Origin of the sequence: Streptacidiphilus sp. EB103A, from assembly GCF_041261405.1 — a bacterium.
Taxonomy (GTDB): domain Bacteria; phylum Actinomycetota; class Actinomycetes; order Streptomycetales; family Streptomycetaceae; genus Streptacidiphilus.
Map to the genome: position 1 here is coordinate 131,181 of NZ_JBGCAQ010000020.1, position 14,325 is coordinate 145,505.

Genomic DNA, 14,325 nt, shown 5'->3' on the forward strand with positions numbered 1-14,325 from the left:
CGCCTTTCGCGCACCCCGGATTCGATGACTCCGATTTTGCTGGGACAGCGTCAAGTAACGGCCGTTACAGGTGTTTTCAGCGGGTAGGGTGTGGCCTGCGTGGTCATACGATATTTCTTCCGCCCGCCACGAGGAACCGATTGATGTCTGTCCAGATGTCCCCCCGTCCGCCGGATCTCCGCCGCAGGTCTCGGGTGTGGTCCGGGCTCCTCCCCCCACTGGCGGCGGTGCTGGCCGGGGCGGTCGTCGCCTGGTTCACGGCCCGGGCCGGTGCGACGGACCGGGTTCCCCTCGCCTGCTTCGGCGGTGCCGCGGCCCTGCTCCTGGGCGCGGTCGTCGCGCTGCTCATGCTCCGCTCCGGCGCCGCGCGGGCCAACCAGGCCCGGCTGGACGCGGTACGGGCGGAGGCCGAGCGCTCCGCCGCCGAGCAGGCCGCCGCGGTCGGCCAGGCCGCGGGCGACGCCCAGGCCGCCCGCCACGACGCCTGGAACGCGGACGCCGAGCGCAAGACGGCCGTCGCCGCCGAGGCCGCGATGCGCACCGCACTGGAGGCCGAGAAGGCCCGGTCCGCGGCGCTGGAGGCCGAGATCACCCAACTCGTGGCGCAGGTCGACCAGTTCGTCGGCGAGGCCGAGCAGCTGACCGGTCAGGCCATCCCGGAGGCGGTGCAGCAGCTCCGCGAGGGCGTCTCCATGGAGCGCGTGCTCGCGGACGCGCCGGCGCACTTCGACGAGACGCACCAGCAGGTGCTGCGGACCCTGGTCCAGGAGGTCGGCACCAGCGAGCGTCTGCGCGCCTCCTCCATGGCCGCCTGCGCCAATGCCGCCGGCCGGGTCCAGGCGCTGGCCACCAGCATGCTCGCCGACCTGCGCGAGATGGAGAACCGGCACAACGAGGAGGTCCTCGGCGACCTGCTCCGGCTGGACCACGGCACCGCCCAGGCCGGCCGGCTCGCCGACAGCATCGCGGTGCTCACCGGGGCCCGCTCCGGGCGGCGCTGGACCAAGCCGATCGTGATGGAGAGCGTGCTGCGCGGCGCGATGGGCCGGATCAGCGCCTACCAGCGGGTCAGGCTGCACTCGGCGAGCACGGTGGCGGTGGCCGGGTACGCGGCGGAGGGCGTGATGCACGCCCTGGCCGAGCTGATGGACAACGCCACCACCTTCTCCCCGCCCACCGAGGAGGTGCACGTCTACGTCCAGGAGATGCACTCCGGCGTGGTGGTCACCATCGAGGACGGCGGACTGGTGATGCCGGCCGCCACCCTGGCCAAGGCCGAGCGGCTGGTCTCCACGGAACCGCTGGACCTGATGACGCTGGGCGGCACCCGGCTCGGGCTGGCCGTGGTCGGCTGCCTGGCCCGCAAGCACGGCCTCACCGTGTCCTTCCGGCCGTCCTCGCGCGGCGGAACGGGTGTGGTGGTGCTGATCCCGCAGCAGCTCATCGTGCGCGGCGGCGCGGACCGGCTCCCCGCAGTGCGGGAGAGCGGCGACGGGAGCCGGACCACGGTTCCGGCGCCGGCACCAGCGCCGGAACCGGTAGCCACGGACGAGCCCGCCGAGCCCGCCGAGCCCGCCCCGGACCTGCCCAAGCGGCCGCCGGGACGGACCCTCGCCGCCGCCCGGCGCACCACCCCCGTCGTGGCGCCCGCCGCTGCCGAGGACCTGCCCTCCCGCGCCGAGGCGGGCGCCCGCTTCGGCGCCTTCCGCGCGGCCGTCCGCAGCGAAGGCCCGGCACCCCGACCCCAAGAAGCCGAACCCGTCGAGACCGACCGACCGTCCGACCCGACCGAAGAGGACACCGAGCGATGACCACCACCGACCGCAGCCTCGACTGGCTGCTGGAGAACCTGCTGCAGAAGACCCCGGGGACCCGGCACGCCCTGGTGCTCTCGCGCGACGGCCTCAAGCTCTGCCTGTCCTCCGGCCTCACCGTGGACCAGGCCGACCAGCTCGCCGCGATCGCGTCCGGCATCCAGAGCCTGTCCCACGGCGCCTCCATCGAGTTCGGCGACGGCAGCGGCGGCGTCCGCCAGTCCATGACCGAGTTCCACGGCGGCATCCTGTTCATCGTCGGGGCGGGGCTCGGCGCGCATCTTGCGGTCGTCGCCGGGGAGGACGCCGACCCGGGCATCGTCGGCCACAACATGGGCGAGCTGGTCGAACAGATCGGGGTACATCTGCGGGCCGAGCCGAGGCAGCACGCATGATCCGCCGCCCGGTCGACAGCGGCGACCCGGACCGGCTCTACACCGTCACCGGCGGCCGGAGCAGGGCCTACGAGCAGGCTTTCGACCTGGTCACGCTGATCGTGCGGGAGAGCGGGCCGACCCCGGGGATGCAGTCCGAGCTGGTCCGGATCCTGGAGCTGAGCGAACGCCCGGTCGCCGTCGTGGAGTTGGCGTCCCGGCTGGAACTTCCGGTCGGCGTGGTGAAGATCCTGCTCTGCGACCTGCTCGACATGGGCCGGATCACCGCCCGCCATCCGCAGTCGTCCGGGCGCGGCAGGCAGATGCCGCCGCCCGAAACCCTGAAGAAGGTACTCGTTGCCCTCCAGAACCTCTGATCAGCCGCTCAGGGAAACCGCCAGGGACGCCCTGAAGATCGTCATCGTGGGCGGCTTCGGCGCGGGCAAGACCACCCTGGTCAACTCCGTCAGCGAGATCCGTCCGCTCAGCACCGAGGAGGTGATGACGCAGGCCGGCATCGGCATCGACGACCGCGAGGGGGTGCTGACCAAGACCACCACCACGGTCGCCTTCGACTTCGGCCGGATCACCCTCGACGACGAGAAGGTGCTCTACCTCTTCGGCGCCCCCGGGCAGGAGCGCTTCTGGTTCCTCTGGGACCGGCTGTTCGCCGGCACCCTGGGCGCGGTGGTGCTGGTCGACACCCGCAGGCTGTCCGACTGCTGGTACGCCATCGACCGTCTGGAACACCACGGCCTGCCCTTCGTGGTGGCCCGCAACAACTTCGACGAGCCGACCCATTCGCTGGAGCAGGTACGCGCGGCCCTGTCGCTCGGCCCGGACGTCCCGCTGCTGGACTGCGACGCGCGGAAGCGGGAGTCGAGCGGGGACGTCCTGATCGCCCTCGTCCGCCACCTGCACTCCCTCTCCCACGCCCTGGAGCCGACCCCGTGACGACCCATCAGGACGAGCTGCGCCAGGAAGCCGCCGTCCCATCACCCGGCTGCCCCGCCCACACCCCCGAGACGAACGGCGAGAGCACCGGCCCCGGCGGCGCAGTCCGCATGCACTCGCCGCGCTTCCAGCGGGACCCGGCCGAGCTCTACCGGCTGCTGCGGCGCGAGCACGGCCCGGTCGCGCCGATCCTGCTGGACGGCGACGTCCCGGCCTGGCTGGTGCTGGGCTACCGCGAGGTCCACTACGTCACCAGCAACTCCGAGCTGTTCGCCAGGGACTCGCGTCGCTGGCACGCCTGGGACGCGATCCCCGCCGACTGGCCGCTGAGGCCCTATGTCAGCTACACCCCCTCGGTGCTGTTCAAGGAGGGGGCCGAGCACCAGCGCCGGGCCGGGGTGATCACCGACGTGCTCTCCGCGGTGGACCAGTTCGAGCTGCACTCCACCAGCGAACGGGTCGCGGACGCGCTGATCGACGGCTTCGCCGGGGCCGGCCAGGCCGAGCTGATGGCCGACTACGCCGCCCAGGTCCCGCTGCGGGTGCTGGCCGGGCTCTTCGGCCTGGACCAGGACCAGATCGTCACGCTGGAACGGGACATGGCCGGTTCGCTGGACGAAGGCCCCGGCGCCCTGGACGCCTATATGCGCATCCACGCCACCATGACCGGGTTACTGGAGCGCGGCCGCAGCACTCCCGGGCCGGACCTGCCCTCGAGGATGCTGGCGCACCCGGCCGGCTTGCAGGACCAGGAGATCGTCCAGGACATGATCTCGATCATGGCCACCGGGCAGCAGCCGACGGCCAACTGGATCGGCAACGCGCTGCGGCTGATGCTCACCGACGACCGCTTCGCGGTCACCCTCTCCGGCGGCAGGCGCAGCGTCGGCCAGGCCCTCAACGAGGTGCTGTGGGCGGACACCCCGACCCAGAACTTCGTCGGGCGCTGGGCGGCGCGGGACACCCAGCTGGCGGGCCGTCGGATCCGCAAGGGCGACTGCCTGGTGCTGGGACTCGCGGCGGCCAACACCGACCCGGAGGTGCAGCCGGACTTCAGCGCCGGCTCGGTGGGCAACCAGGCCCATCTGTCGTTCGGCCACGGCGAGCACCGCTGCCCGGTCCCCGCGCCGGAGATGGCCGAGGTGATCGCCCGGGCTGCGGTCGAGGTGCTGCTCGACCGCCTTCCCGACGTGATGCTGACCGTGCCGGCCGAGGAGGTCGAGTGGCGTCCCTCGATCTGGATGCGCGGCCCGTCCGCCCTCCCGGTCGAGTTCACCTCGATCTGAGCTTGATCCTTAAAAGCTGAGCAGACGTCAGGAACCGCTCCCGCTGAGCCCTTCGGGGAGGTCACCCGACACCCCCACGCCGCTGCGTCCTGCCGCCATCAGTGCGGCGGCGAGGGCGAGGATGCGGTCGGCGGCCTCGGGGACCGGGACGCCGGAGTCGTGGATGTTGGAGATGAGGTTGCGGTCGGCGTCGGTGTGGCCCGGGCGGGGGCGGTGGGCGAGGTAGGCGGAGAGGCTCTCCGCGGTGGCCAGGCCCGGGCGTTCGCCGATCAGCAGCACGACCACCCGCGGGCGCAGCAGTTCACCGAGTTCGTTGAGCACCCCCACCCGGCACTGCCGGATCGCGATCGGACGGCCGGTGGTCCAGCCCCGGCTCGCGCAGCCGGCGATCAGCCGCGGCAGCAGGTCGGGGACCTGGCGGTGGACCGCCGTGGCCGAGAGTCCGTCGCCGACGGCGATCTGGACGTCCGCTCCGGCCGGGCACTGCTCGACGATGAGCTCGCGCGCGGCGGCGGAGAGGCGGCGGCCCAGGTCGGGGCGGTGCAGATACTCCCGGCGGGTGTCGGCGCGGGTCTCCGCGAGCAGCAGGGCGTGCCGGTCGCGGAGGGCGGCCATCTCCGGCAGGTCGAGGTCCAGGTGCGCGCCGACGGCGTCGCGGGCCGCGGCGTGGTCGGCGCGGAGCGAGAGCAGGGTGGCGGTCGGGTAGGAGCTGCCCGCCCGGCCGGTGAAGAGCCGGGCCGGGGTGGTCTCCCGCAGGCGGACCCGGTGCGGGTCTGCGGCGGGAACGGCTTCAGTGGGAGGCGGCATCAGGCGGCTCCTTCGGGGTGAGGGTCGGAGTTTGACTGCGGCGTGTGCCGGGCTGGTCGCGCACGCTTTTCAGCAAGCAGAGCCTCGCGCCCCTGGGGGCTGCAACTGACCCACTGTGGGCACGTTGCACTATCAGGGGCGCGGGGTACTGCGCGACCAGCCCGGCACACGCCGCAGCCGAAAATCACGGCACCAGCGCACGCATCGGCCCACCCGGGGCCAGCGCCGCGGCGAGTTCGGGGAGGCTGGACGGCCAGCCCGAGCCGGGCAGCGGTGGCCCGTCGTGGCGCAGCCCCACCTCGGTGAGCCAGCGGCCGAACGCGGGCGAGGGGCCGAGGCCGAGCGTCCGGCGCACGCTGCTGACGTCGTGGTAGCTGGTGCTCTGGTAGTTCAGCATCACGTCGTCCCCGGCGGGGACGCCCATGACGAAGGTGCAGCCGGCCGAGGCGAGCAGCAGCAGCAGGTTGTCGTTGCTGTTCTGGTCGGCGTCGGCGTGGTTGGTGTAGCAGATGTCGACTCCCGTCGGCAGGCCCATCAGCTTGCCGACGAAGTGGTCCTCCAGGCCGGCCCGGGTGATCTGGACCGAGTCGGCCAGGTACTCGGGGCCGATGAAGCCGACCACCGAGTTGACCAGGAACGGGTCGTACAGCCGGGCCACCGCCTGGGCGCGGGCCTCCAGGGTCAGCTGGTCGACGCCGTGGTGGGCCTCCGCGGACAGGGCGCTGCCCTGGCCGGTCTCGAAGTACATGACCTGGTCGCCGACGAACTCGCCGGGCCGCTGCCGGTGGTGGGCGAGCACCGCCTCCCGGCCCTGGGCCAGCATCGGCAGGTCGATGCCGAAGCTGGTGTTGGCGTCCTCGGTCCCGGCGACCGACTGGAACAGCAGGTCGACCGGCGCGCCCGCGTCCAGCGCGGCCAGCTGGGTGGTGATGTGCGCCAGCACGCAGGTCTGGGTGGGCACCCCGAGATCGGCGATCAGCTGGTGCAGCGCCCGCAGCACCGCGCCGATGGCCGGCACCGAGTCCGTCGCCGGATTGACACCGATCATCGCGTCGCCGCAGCCGAAGGCCAGGCCGTCCAGGGCGGAGAGGACGATGCCCTGGACACTGTCGGTGGGGTGGTTGGGCTGGATCCGCACACCCAGGACGCCGGGCTCGCCCATGGTGTTGCGGCAGCGGGTGGTGCGCCGCAGCGGGGCCGCGGCGACCACCAGGTCGAGATTGCTCATCAGCTTGGCGCAGGCGGCGGCGACCTCCGGGGTGATCGCCGCCGCCAGACCCGCTGCCCACGGTCCCTCGAAGCCCGGTGTCAGGACCAGTTCGCGCAGTTCGCCGACGGTCAGGCCGGCGATCTCCGCGAAGCGGGCCCGGTCGGCGGGGAGCGAGACCGCGTCGGTGACCGCGTCCTCGACGACCGCGGTGGCCGCGATCTCGCCCAGACTGACGTCGGCCAGGGCCAGCTTGGCGGCGACCCGCTCCCGTTCGTCCCGCGCGGCCAGTCCGGCCAGCCGGTCGCCGGCCTTCTCCTCGTTCGCCTTGGCCAGCAGCTCGGCGAGCGAGGCGAAGGCGAACCGCTCGCCGCGCAGCGTGCTTCGATAGGTCATGGTTCAGCGCTCGTGGGACTCGGCGAGGACGGTGCTGCCGATCAGCTCGTAGCGGCCCCGGTCAGTGGCCCGCAGCACCAGCGCGATGATCGCGCCGACCACGCCGATGCCGATGACCAGGTACGGAGTGATCGTGTAGACCGGGCTGTCGGAGGCCGCGCCGGCGGCGAAGCTGAGGTGGGTGAAGAGCAGGTACACCACGTACCCCATGCCCGCCGCGCCGGCCAGCGGTGCGACCAGCGTGCGCCACCAGGTCCTGGTCTCCGGGTGCCGCTTGCCGACGTGGAAGTACCACACCACCGAGATCGAGCAGATCGCCTGCACGATCAGGATCGCCATCGTGCCCATGATCGCCAGCAGGCCGAACTGGTAGTAGTACGCCACGTCCGGGGCCGCCTTGGACGGAGCCTGGAACAGGAAGAAGTACAGCGTGATGACGAGGGTGATCACGCTCTGCACGATCGACGCCACATGCGGGGACTTGTGCTTGTCGTGGGTCCGGCCCAGCGGCGCGACCGCCTTGTGCAGTCCCTCGCGGCCGAGCGCGTACAGGTAGCGGGAGGCCGAGTTGTGGAAGGCCAGCGCGCAGGCGAAGGAGCCGGTCACGGTCAGGATCAGGTACAGGTCCTTGGCCCAGGTGCCGACGAACTTCTGGGTCACTCCGAAGAACAGGTCGAACGGGTTGCCGGTGGAGCCCTGGGCGATGGCGACCGACTGGTGCACGCCGTTGCCGGCGATGGTCATCCAGGAGATGAAGGTGTAGAGCAGGCCCAGCGCGACCACCACGATCAGCGTGGCCCGAGGGATGATCTTGGTGGGGTTGCGCGACTCCTCGCCGTACACCGCCGTGGTCTCGAACCCGACCCAGGACCAGAAGGCGAAGAACAGTCCGATCGCCGAGCTGCCGCCGGCCACCGCGGTGAACGCCTTGCCGGGGTTGAGCGCTCCGGCCACCAGCCCGTCCGGGCCACCGCCGTGGAACAGCACCCCGCCGCCCATCAGCAGCAGGATCAGCACCTCGGCGACGAGGAAGATCGCGAGGACCTTGCCGGAGAGTGAGATGTCGAAGTACCCGAGCCCGGCGATCAGGGCTATGCCGACGAGCCCGTAGACGATCCAGCTCAGGTGCGGGCCGCCGAAGTTCTCCACATCCGTCTTGAAGAACGAGGCGAAGATGCCGATCAGCGACGCCTCGAAGACCACGTAGGCGAGAGTCGCCATCAGGCCGCTGGCCAGCCCGGCGACCCGGCCGAGTCCACGGGTGATGAACCCGTAGAACGCGCCGGTCGCGGTGATGTGCCGGGCCATCGCGGAATAGCCGATGGTGAAGATCACCAGAACCGCGGTGGCGAAGATGAAGCCGGCCGGGGTGCCGGTTCCGCTGCCGTATCCGATGGCGATCGGCACGTTTCCGGTCATCGCGGTGATCGGAGCGGCCGTGGCCAGCACAGTGAATACGACGCCGGACATCCCTAGGACGCCGCCCTTGAGCTTCTTGTGCTCGGCGGCAGGGGCGTCGGGGGTGATGGTGGCGACCGGCGATGAGCCGGTCTGGTCGGTTGTCGCCATGGAGCGTCCTCAGCGGTCGGGGGTTGTTGCCGATCCAATGGTTCAGAGCTGGACCATTGGTTTTGGGGTCGCCGCGGTTACATTCACGTGAAACACTCCCGAATCGGGCATCCCCGGGCTCGCTACCCTGGCCGTCAGCCGCCTCTGCCCCACCTCCCCCTGTCGAGGACACCCACTCCATGACCAGCCCCCAGCCGGCCAACATCGACTTCTTCGCCCGGGAGGCCCTGCCGGCCCCGAAGGTGAGCCCGGCGCAGGCCGAGCGGATCGCCACCGACGCCTTCGGGCTGCCCGCCCGCGCGCAGTCCCTCGGCAGCCAGCAGGACGCCACCTTCCTGCTGCGGCCGGACGACGGCTCCACCCCGGTCATCCTGAAGATCGCCAACCCGGCGTTCAACGCGACCGAGATCGACGCCCAGGACACCGCCGCCGAGCTCATCGCTGCCGCCTGCCCCGACCTGCGGACCGCCACCGTGCTCCGCGACCCCGACGGTGCGGCGCGCACCGCCACCGTGGACGTCGGCGAGGGGCCGGTCATCGCGCGGCTGCTGCGGCACCTCGGCGGCGGCACCCTCAACGGGGGCCGCCACCTCTCCCCGCGCACCGTCGCGGCGATGGGCTCCATCGCCGGCCGGGTCAGCGCGGCCCTGCGCGACTTCCGCCACCCCGGCCTGGACCGCACGCTGCAGTGGGACCTGCGCTACGCCGACCGGGTCATCGGCCTGCTCGCGGGGCACGTCTCCGACGCGGAAGAACAGGAACAGGTCCGCGCGGCCGGCGCCGACGCCTGGGCCCGGCTGACCGAGGTGAGCGACCGGCTGCCGCTGCAGGCGGTCCATCTGGACCTGACCGACGACAATCTGGTCCGGGCCGAGGACAGCCCGCTCCCCCACCCCGACGGGATCATCGACTTCGGCGACCTGACCACCAGCTGGGCCGTCAACGAGCTGGCGATCTGCCTCTCCTCGCTGCTGCACCACCGCGGCCTGGAGCCGTACCGGGTGCTGCGGGCCGTGCTGGCCTTCCACCGGGCCCGTCCGCTCTCCGCCGAGGAGGTGGCGGCGCTGTGGCCGCTGGTGGTGCTGCGCGGGGCGACCCTGGTCGTCAGCGGCCGGCACCAGGCCGCGCTGGACGGGGACAACGACTACGTCCAGGACGGGCTCGACCGCGAGTGGCGGATCTTCGAGTCGGCCGTCTCGGTGCCGACGCCGGTGATGACCGGTCTGCTCGCCGACGCCCTCGGCCTGTCGGACCGTCAGCGAGCGGTCGCCGTACCGGAGGTACCGCTGCTGGCAACCGCCCCCGCCGTGCTCGACCTGTCCAGCGGCGCCGACGCGATGGACCGGGGCGCCTGGCTGGAGGCCGGGGTGGAGGACCGGCTCGCCGGGGAGTTGCTGGACCGGGGCAGCCCCGCCGTGGCCACCGGCTACGCCGCGCCTCGCCTCACCGCCGCACCGGCCCTCGCCATGGCGTCGCCGGCGACCGTCGCCACCGGGATCGACCTGTGGACCGCCGCCCCGACGACGCTTCGAGCCCCCTGGGACGGCGAGCTGCACCGCCCCACCCCGGGCCGCACCGTGCTCAGCGGCGGCCCGTACGAGCTGACCCTCACCTGGGCCGGGGACGAGGGCGCGGCACCTAAGACGGCCCCCGGCACCCGGCTGCGGGCCGGCGACGCCCTGCTCGCGCTGCCGGCCGCCCGCCGGATCCACCTCTCGCTGCGGCAGCCTGCGGCGCCGGAGATCCCCGCCCTGGTCCGTCCCGAGTACGCGGCCGGCTGGCTGGCGCTGACCGCCGACCCCTCCCCGCTGCTCGGCCTGGAACCGGCCGGTCCGTCCCCGGAGCCGGACCTGCTGGCCCGCCGGGCCGCCTCCTTCGCCGCCGTGCAGGGGCACTACTACGACAACCCCCCGCGCATCGAGCGCGGCTGGCGGCACCATCTGGTCTCCGAGGACGGCCGGTCGTACCTGGACATCGTCAACAACGTCACCCCGCTCGGGCACGCCCATCCGGGCCTTGAGCAGGCCGTCGCCCGGCAGCTGCGGAGGCTGAACACCAACAGCCGCTTCCACTACGCCGCCGTGGTCGAGTTCACCGAGCGGCTGGCCGCGCTGCTGCCCGAGCCGCTGGACACCGTCTTCCTGGTCAACTCCGGCTCCGAGGCGGTGGACCTGGGCCTACGGCTGGCGATCGGCGCGACCGGGCAGCACGACGTGGTCGCCCTGCGCGAGGCGTACCACGGCTGGACCTACGCCTCCGACGCGGTCTCCACCTCGCTGCAGGACAACCCCAACGCCCTGACCACCAGGCCGGACTGGGTGCACATGGTGGACTCGCCCAACTCCTACCGGGGCCGCCACCGCGGCGCCGACGCGCACCGCTACGCGCCGGACGCGGTACGGGTGGTCGACGAGCTGGCCGCCTCGGGCCGGGCTCCCGGCGCCTTCGTCGCCGAGTCCTACTACGGCAACGCGGGCGGGGTCGCCCTCCCCGACGGCTACCTGGAACAGCTCTACGCCGCGGTGCGGCGCCACGGCGGCCTGGCGGTCGCGGACGAGATCCAGGTCGGCTACGGCCGGTTGGGCCACTGGTTCTGGGGATTCCAGCAGCAGGGCGTCGTCCCCGACATCGTCTGCGTGGCCAAGGCGATGGGCAACGGCCACCCGCTGGGCGCCGTGATCACCTCCCGGGAGATCGCCGAACGCTACCGTGAGCAGGGCTACTTCTTCTCCTCCACCGGGGGCAGCCCGGTCTCCAGCGTGGCCGGTCTCACCGTGCTCGACGCCCTGCGCGACGAGGACCTGCAGGGCAACGCCGTGCGCACCGGCGGCCGGCTGAAGGCCGGGCTCCAGGCACTCGGCGAGCGGCACCGGCTGGTCGGGGCCGTCCACGGGTCGGGCCTCTACCTGGGCCTGGAGCTGGTGCGCGACCGCGACACGCTGGAGCCGGCCACCGAGGAGACCGCCGAGCTCTGCGAGCGGATGCTGGACCTGGGCGTGGTGGTCCAGCCGACCGGGGACCACCTCAACATCCTGAAGATCAAGCCGCCGCTGTGCCTGGACGCCGCGGCCGCCGACTTCTTCACCGCCGCCCTGGACCGGGCCCTGGCCGACCTGAGCAGCAGGTGAGCAGCAGGTGACCAGGCCCGGAGGGTTGCCCGGCAGCCCCGCGCCGGTTAGCTTGCGGCGAGGTTCCCACGCGGAACGCAGAACCAGGCGCAGCAGTGCCGGCGAGTGGGACGGCGTCGAATGACAGCTCAGGACAGGGCGCACGTGGACGCGCAGTACGGTCTGCTGACCACCATCGCCGCCGAGGCGGAGGTCTCGCTCAGCACGGTCTCCAAGGTGGTGCACCGGCGGCGCGACGTCGCCGCGTCGACGCGGGCCCGGGTCGAGGAACTGCTCGGGCGGTACGGCTACGTCCGGGTCTGGGAGCAGGACCCCTCGGCCCCGCGCCAGATAGTCGCCGTCTTCCGGGACCTGTCGGGGCCGTTCACCCTGGAGGTGGTCCGGGGGATCGTGGACGCGGCGGGCGCGCTCGGCGTGGACGTGGTGACCGGGACCACCAGCAGGCGCTCCATCTCCCAGTGGCTGGAGGAGTGCGTGGCGCTGCACGCGGCCGGGATGATCATCGTCATCTCGATGCTGACCGAGGAGGACCAGCGCCGCATCGTGGCCCAGCAGCTCCCGGTGGTGCTGATCGACCCGCTCAGCTCGCCCTCGCTGGACATCCCGAGCATCGGGGTGACCAACTGGAGCGGCGCCAGGGACGCGGTGCAGCACCTGCTGGGGCTCGGGCACACCCGGATCGGCATGGTCGCGGGCCGGTCGCACTCGCTGGCCGGGGCGGCGCGGCTGCACGGCTACCGGGCCGCGCTGGAGGAGGCGGGGATCGCCTACGACCCCGCCATCGTCCGCTCCACCGACTTCGACTTCGACGAGGCACTGGTCGCCAGCCTGCAGGTGATGGCCTCCGCAGAGCCGCCCACGGCCTTCTTCGCGGCCAGTGACGCCCAGGCGCTGGGGGTCCTGGAGGCGGCCCGGCAGTACGGGCTGAGCGTCCCCCGGGATCTGGCGGTGATGTCCTTCGACGACACCCTGGTGGCCGCCATGGCCTGCCCGCCGCTGAGCGCGGTGCGGCAGCCGTTCGAGGAGCTGGGGCACGAGGCGACCCGGGTGCTGCTGCAACTCGCCGAGGGCCGGCCCCCGGCGTCGCTGCGGGTCGAGCTGGCCACCGAACTGGTGCTGCGGACGTCCACCGCGGCCCCCCGCCACCTGGCCCGGAAGTAGCGGAAGTAACGGAAGGCTTCCGAAAGTCTTTCGATTTAAGCCGTCACACGGGGTCATTCGGTCGTACCCACCGCATGCCGAGTGCGTGCATGGCCGACATCCAACCGCCCAATTCTCGAAACTCTTTCGAAACCAAGGATGTCCGTTTCATTGCCGCCCCCGAATCCCGGCGCTTAACGTGACAACCCGCCGCTCCCCACCGAGCGCGCACCAGGTCGTCCCACCGCCCGCCGGGTGACAGCGAACCCCGACGGGGCACCTTTCAGAGTTGAAAGAAGGCGTTCAATGAAGAACATCACCGCATCCAGAAAGCGGGCCTGCGTCACCCTCGCTGTCAGCGCCGCGCTCGTGGTCACCGCGGCGGGCTGCGGATCGTCGTCCTCGGGCACGGCCAAGTCCGCCGGGGGCAACGCCTCGCTGTGGATGCTGCAGGACCCGACCAACTCGGTCAGCCAGTCCGCGGTCGACGCCTACAACGCCACCGGCCCCGGCAAGGTCACCATGAACGTCATCGCGACCGCCGGGTACAAGGACAAGCTCCGCACCGCGATGGGCTCCTCGTCGATGCCCAACATCTTCTTCAACTGGGGCGGCGGCAGCCTCAACGACTACGTCAAGGCCGGCAAGCTGGTCACCCTGGACGACTCGCTCAAGTCCCACTTCCTGCCCGCAGCGCTGCAGGCAGGCACGGTCGACGGCAAGCTGGTCGGGGTCCCGAGCCGCGGCACCCAGCCGGTGTTCCTCTTCTACAACAAGAAGGTCTTCACCGACGCCGGTGTGCAGCCGCCCAAGACCTGGGTCGACCTGACCAACCTGGTCAAGGTGTTCAAGGCCAAGGGCATCACCCCCTTCACCGTCGCGGGCACCGCCACCGACTCGTGGACCGAGCTGATGTGGATCGAGTACCTGGTCGACCGCCTGGCCGGGCCCGACCTCTTCAAGAAGATCGCGGCCGGCGACTGGACCCAGTGGAACGACCCGGCGATCCTCAAGACCGCCCAGATGGTCAAGGAACTGGTGGACACCGGCGCCTTCGGCAGCAGCTTCGGCTCGGTCAGCTACGGCGCCGGCGGCACCTCGACCCTGCTGGACAAGGGCAAGGCCGCCATGGTCCTGATGGGGTCGTGGGAGTACGCCGTCCAGCAGGGCGCCGACCCGACCTTCGCCAAGTCCGGTCTGGGCTACGTGGCCTTCCCATCCGTCGACGGCGGCCAGGGCAACCCGAGCGACGTGGTCGGCAACCCCACCAACTACCTCTCGGTGACCACCTCCGCTCCCGCCGAGACCGCGGCGGCCTTCCTCAAGACCACCTACAGCGACAGCTACGTCCAGGGTCTGGTCGAGAAGGGCGAGGTGCCGGTCACCTCGAACGCCGCGAGCCTGCTCGGCAAGGCGCCCGACCCCTCGTACGCCCTGTTCCAGTACGACCTGGTGCGCAACGCCCCCGCCTTCACGCAGTCCTGGGACCAGGCGCTCGGCCTGACCCTGGGCACGCCGCTGCTCACCGAGATCCAGAAGCTGTTCAACGGGCAGAGCTCGCCCGCGCAGTTCGTCAGCGGCGTGCTGGCGATCAAGCACTAGAAAGGCAAGGCACGTGGTCTCCGTAACGAGTACCCCGCGACATCGGAG

11 protein-coding genes are annotated in these 14,325 nt (G+C 71.8%); 8 read left to right on the forward strand and 3 right to left on the reverse strand.

Features of this window, described 5'->3' with window-relative positions; all coding sequences use genetic code 11:
• The first annotated feature begins 143 nt into the window (after positions 1–143).
• Genes ABH941_RS30320 through ABH941_RS30340 form a run of 5 tightly spaced genes read left to right on the forward strand, consistent with a single transcriptional unit; the run spans position 144 to position 4,428 of the window.
• Positions 144–1,811 (forward strand): sensor histidine kinase, encoded by a 1,668-nt coding sequence (locus ABH941_RS30320; protein WP_370132763.1) that lies wholly within the window; start codon positions 144–146, stop codon positions 1,809–1,811.
• The gene (locus tag ABH941_RS30325) at positions 1,808–2,209 is read left to right on the forward strand and encodes a roadblock/LC7 domain-containing protein (RefSeq protein WP_370132764.1); all 402 of its coding nucleotides are present in this window, start codon (positions 1,808–1,810) and stop codon (positions 2,207–2,209) included. The genes ABH941_RS30320 and ABH941_RS30325 overlap by 4 nt, the downstream gene beginning before the upstream one ends.
• Positions 2,206–2,565 (forward strand): DUF742 domain-containing protein, encoded by a 360-nt coding sequence (locus tag ABH941_RS30330; protein WP_370132765.1) that lies wholly within the window; start codon positions 2,206–2,208, stop codon positions 2,563–2,565. Before ABH941_RS30325 ends, ABH941_RS30330 begins: the two co-directional genes overlap by 4 nt.
• Positions 2,546–3,142, forward strand: coding sequence for an ATP/GTP-binding protein (locus tag ABH941_RS30335; RefSeq protein WP_370132766.1), 597 nt, complete (start codon positions 2,546–2,548; stop codon positions 3,140–3,142). The genes ABH941_RS30330 and ABH941_RS30335 overlap by 20 nt, the downstream gene beginning before the upstream one ends.
• Positions 3,139–4,428, forward strand: a complete 1,290-nt coding sequence (locus ABH941_RS30340; protein WP_370132767.1) for a cytochrome P450 — start codon at positions 3,139–3,141, stop codon at positions 4,426–4,428. The genes ABH941_RS30335 and ABH941_RS30340 overlap by 4 nt, the downstream gene beginning before the upstream one ends.
• Positions 4,429–4,455: 27 nt before the next feature.
• Here the strand turns inward: ABH941_RS30340 and eutC are convergent, their stop codons facing one another.
• From eutC to ABH941_RS30355, 3 genes are all read right to left on the reverse strand, one after another.
• Complete coding sequence (gene eutC / locus ABH941_RS30345; RefSeq protein ID WP_370132768.1) at positions 4,456–5,235, reverse strand: ethanolamine ammonia-lyase subunit EutC; 780 nt, start codon at positions 5,233–5,235, stop codon at positions 4,456–4,458.
• Positions 5,236–5,419: 184 nt separating this feature from the next.
• Positions 5,420–6,838 (reverse strand): ethanolamine ammonia-lyase subunit EutB, encoded by a 1,419-nt coding sequence (gene eutB, locus ABH941_RS30350; RefSeq protein WP_370132769.1) that lies wholly within the window; start codon positions 6,836–6,838, stop codon positions 5,420–5,422.
• A gap of 3 nt (positions 6,839–6,841) precedes the next feature.
• On the reverse strand, positions 6,842–8,407 hold the full coding sequence (locus ABH941_RS30355) for an APC family permease (RefSeq protein WP_370132770.1): 1,566 nt from the start codon (positions 8,405–8,407) through the stop codon (positions 6,842–6,844).
• A 179-nt stretch (positions 8,408–8,586) separates the two neighbouring features.
• Between ABH941_RS30355 and ABH941_RS30360 the strand changes: the two genes are divergently transcribed.
• The 3 genes from ABH941_RS30360 (at position 8,587) to ABH941_RS30370 (ending at position 14,277) form a co-directional block, all read left to right on the forward strand.
• A complete protein-coding gene (locus ABH941_RS30360; protein ID WP_370132771.1) occupies positions 8,587–11,535 on the forward strand; it encodes an aminotransferase in 2,949 nt (982 codons plus the stop codon).
• A gap of 120 nt (positions 11,536–11,655) precedes the next feature.
• Positions 11,656–12,696: a LacI family DNA-binding transcriptional regulator gene (locus ABH941_RS30365; RefSeq protein ID WP_370132772.1), complete on the forward strand. Its 1,041-nt coding sequence runs from the start codon at positions 11,656–11,658 to the stop codon at positions 12,694–12,696.
• A gap of 285 nt (positions 12,697–12,981) precedes the next feature.
• Positions 12,982–14,277 carry an ABC transporter substrate-binding protein gene (locus ABH941_RS30370; RefSeq protein ID WP_370132773.1) on the forward strand — a complete coding sequence of 432 codons (1,296 nt, stop codon included), beginning with the start codon at positions 12,982–12,984 and terminating at the stop codon, positions 14,275–14,277.
• Positions 14,278–14,325 lie beyond the last annotated feature (48 nt).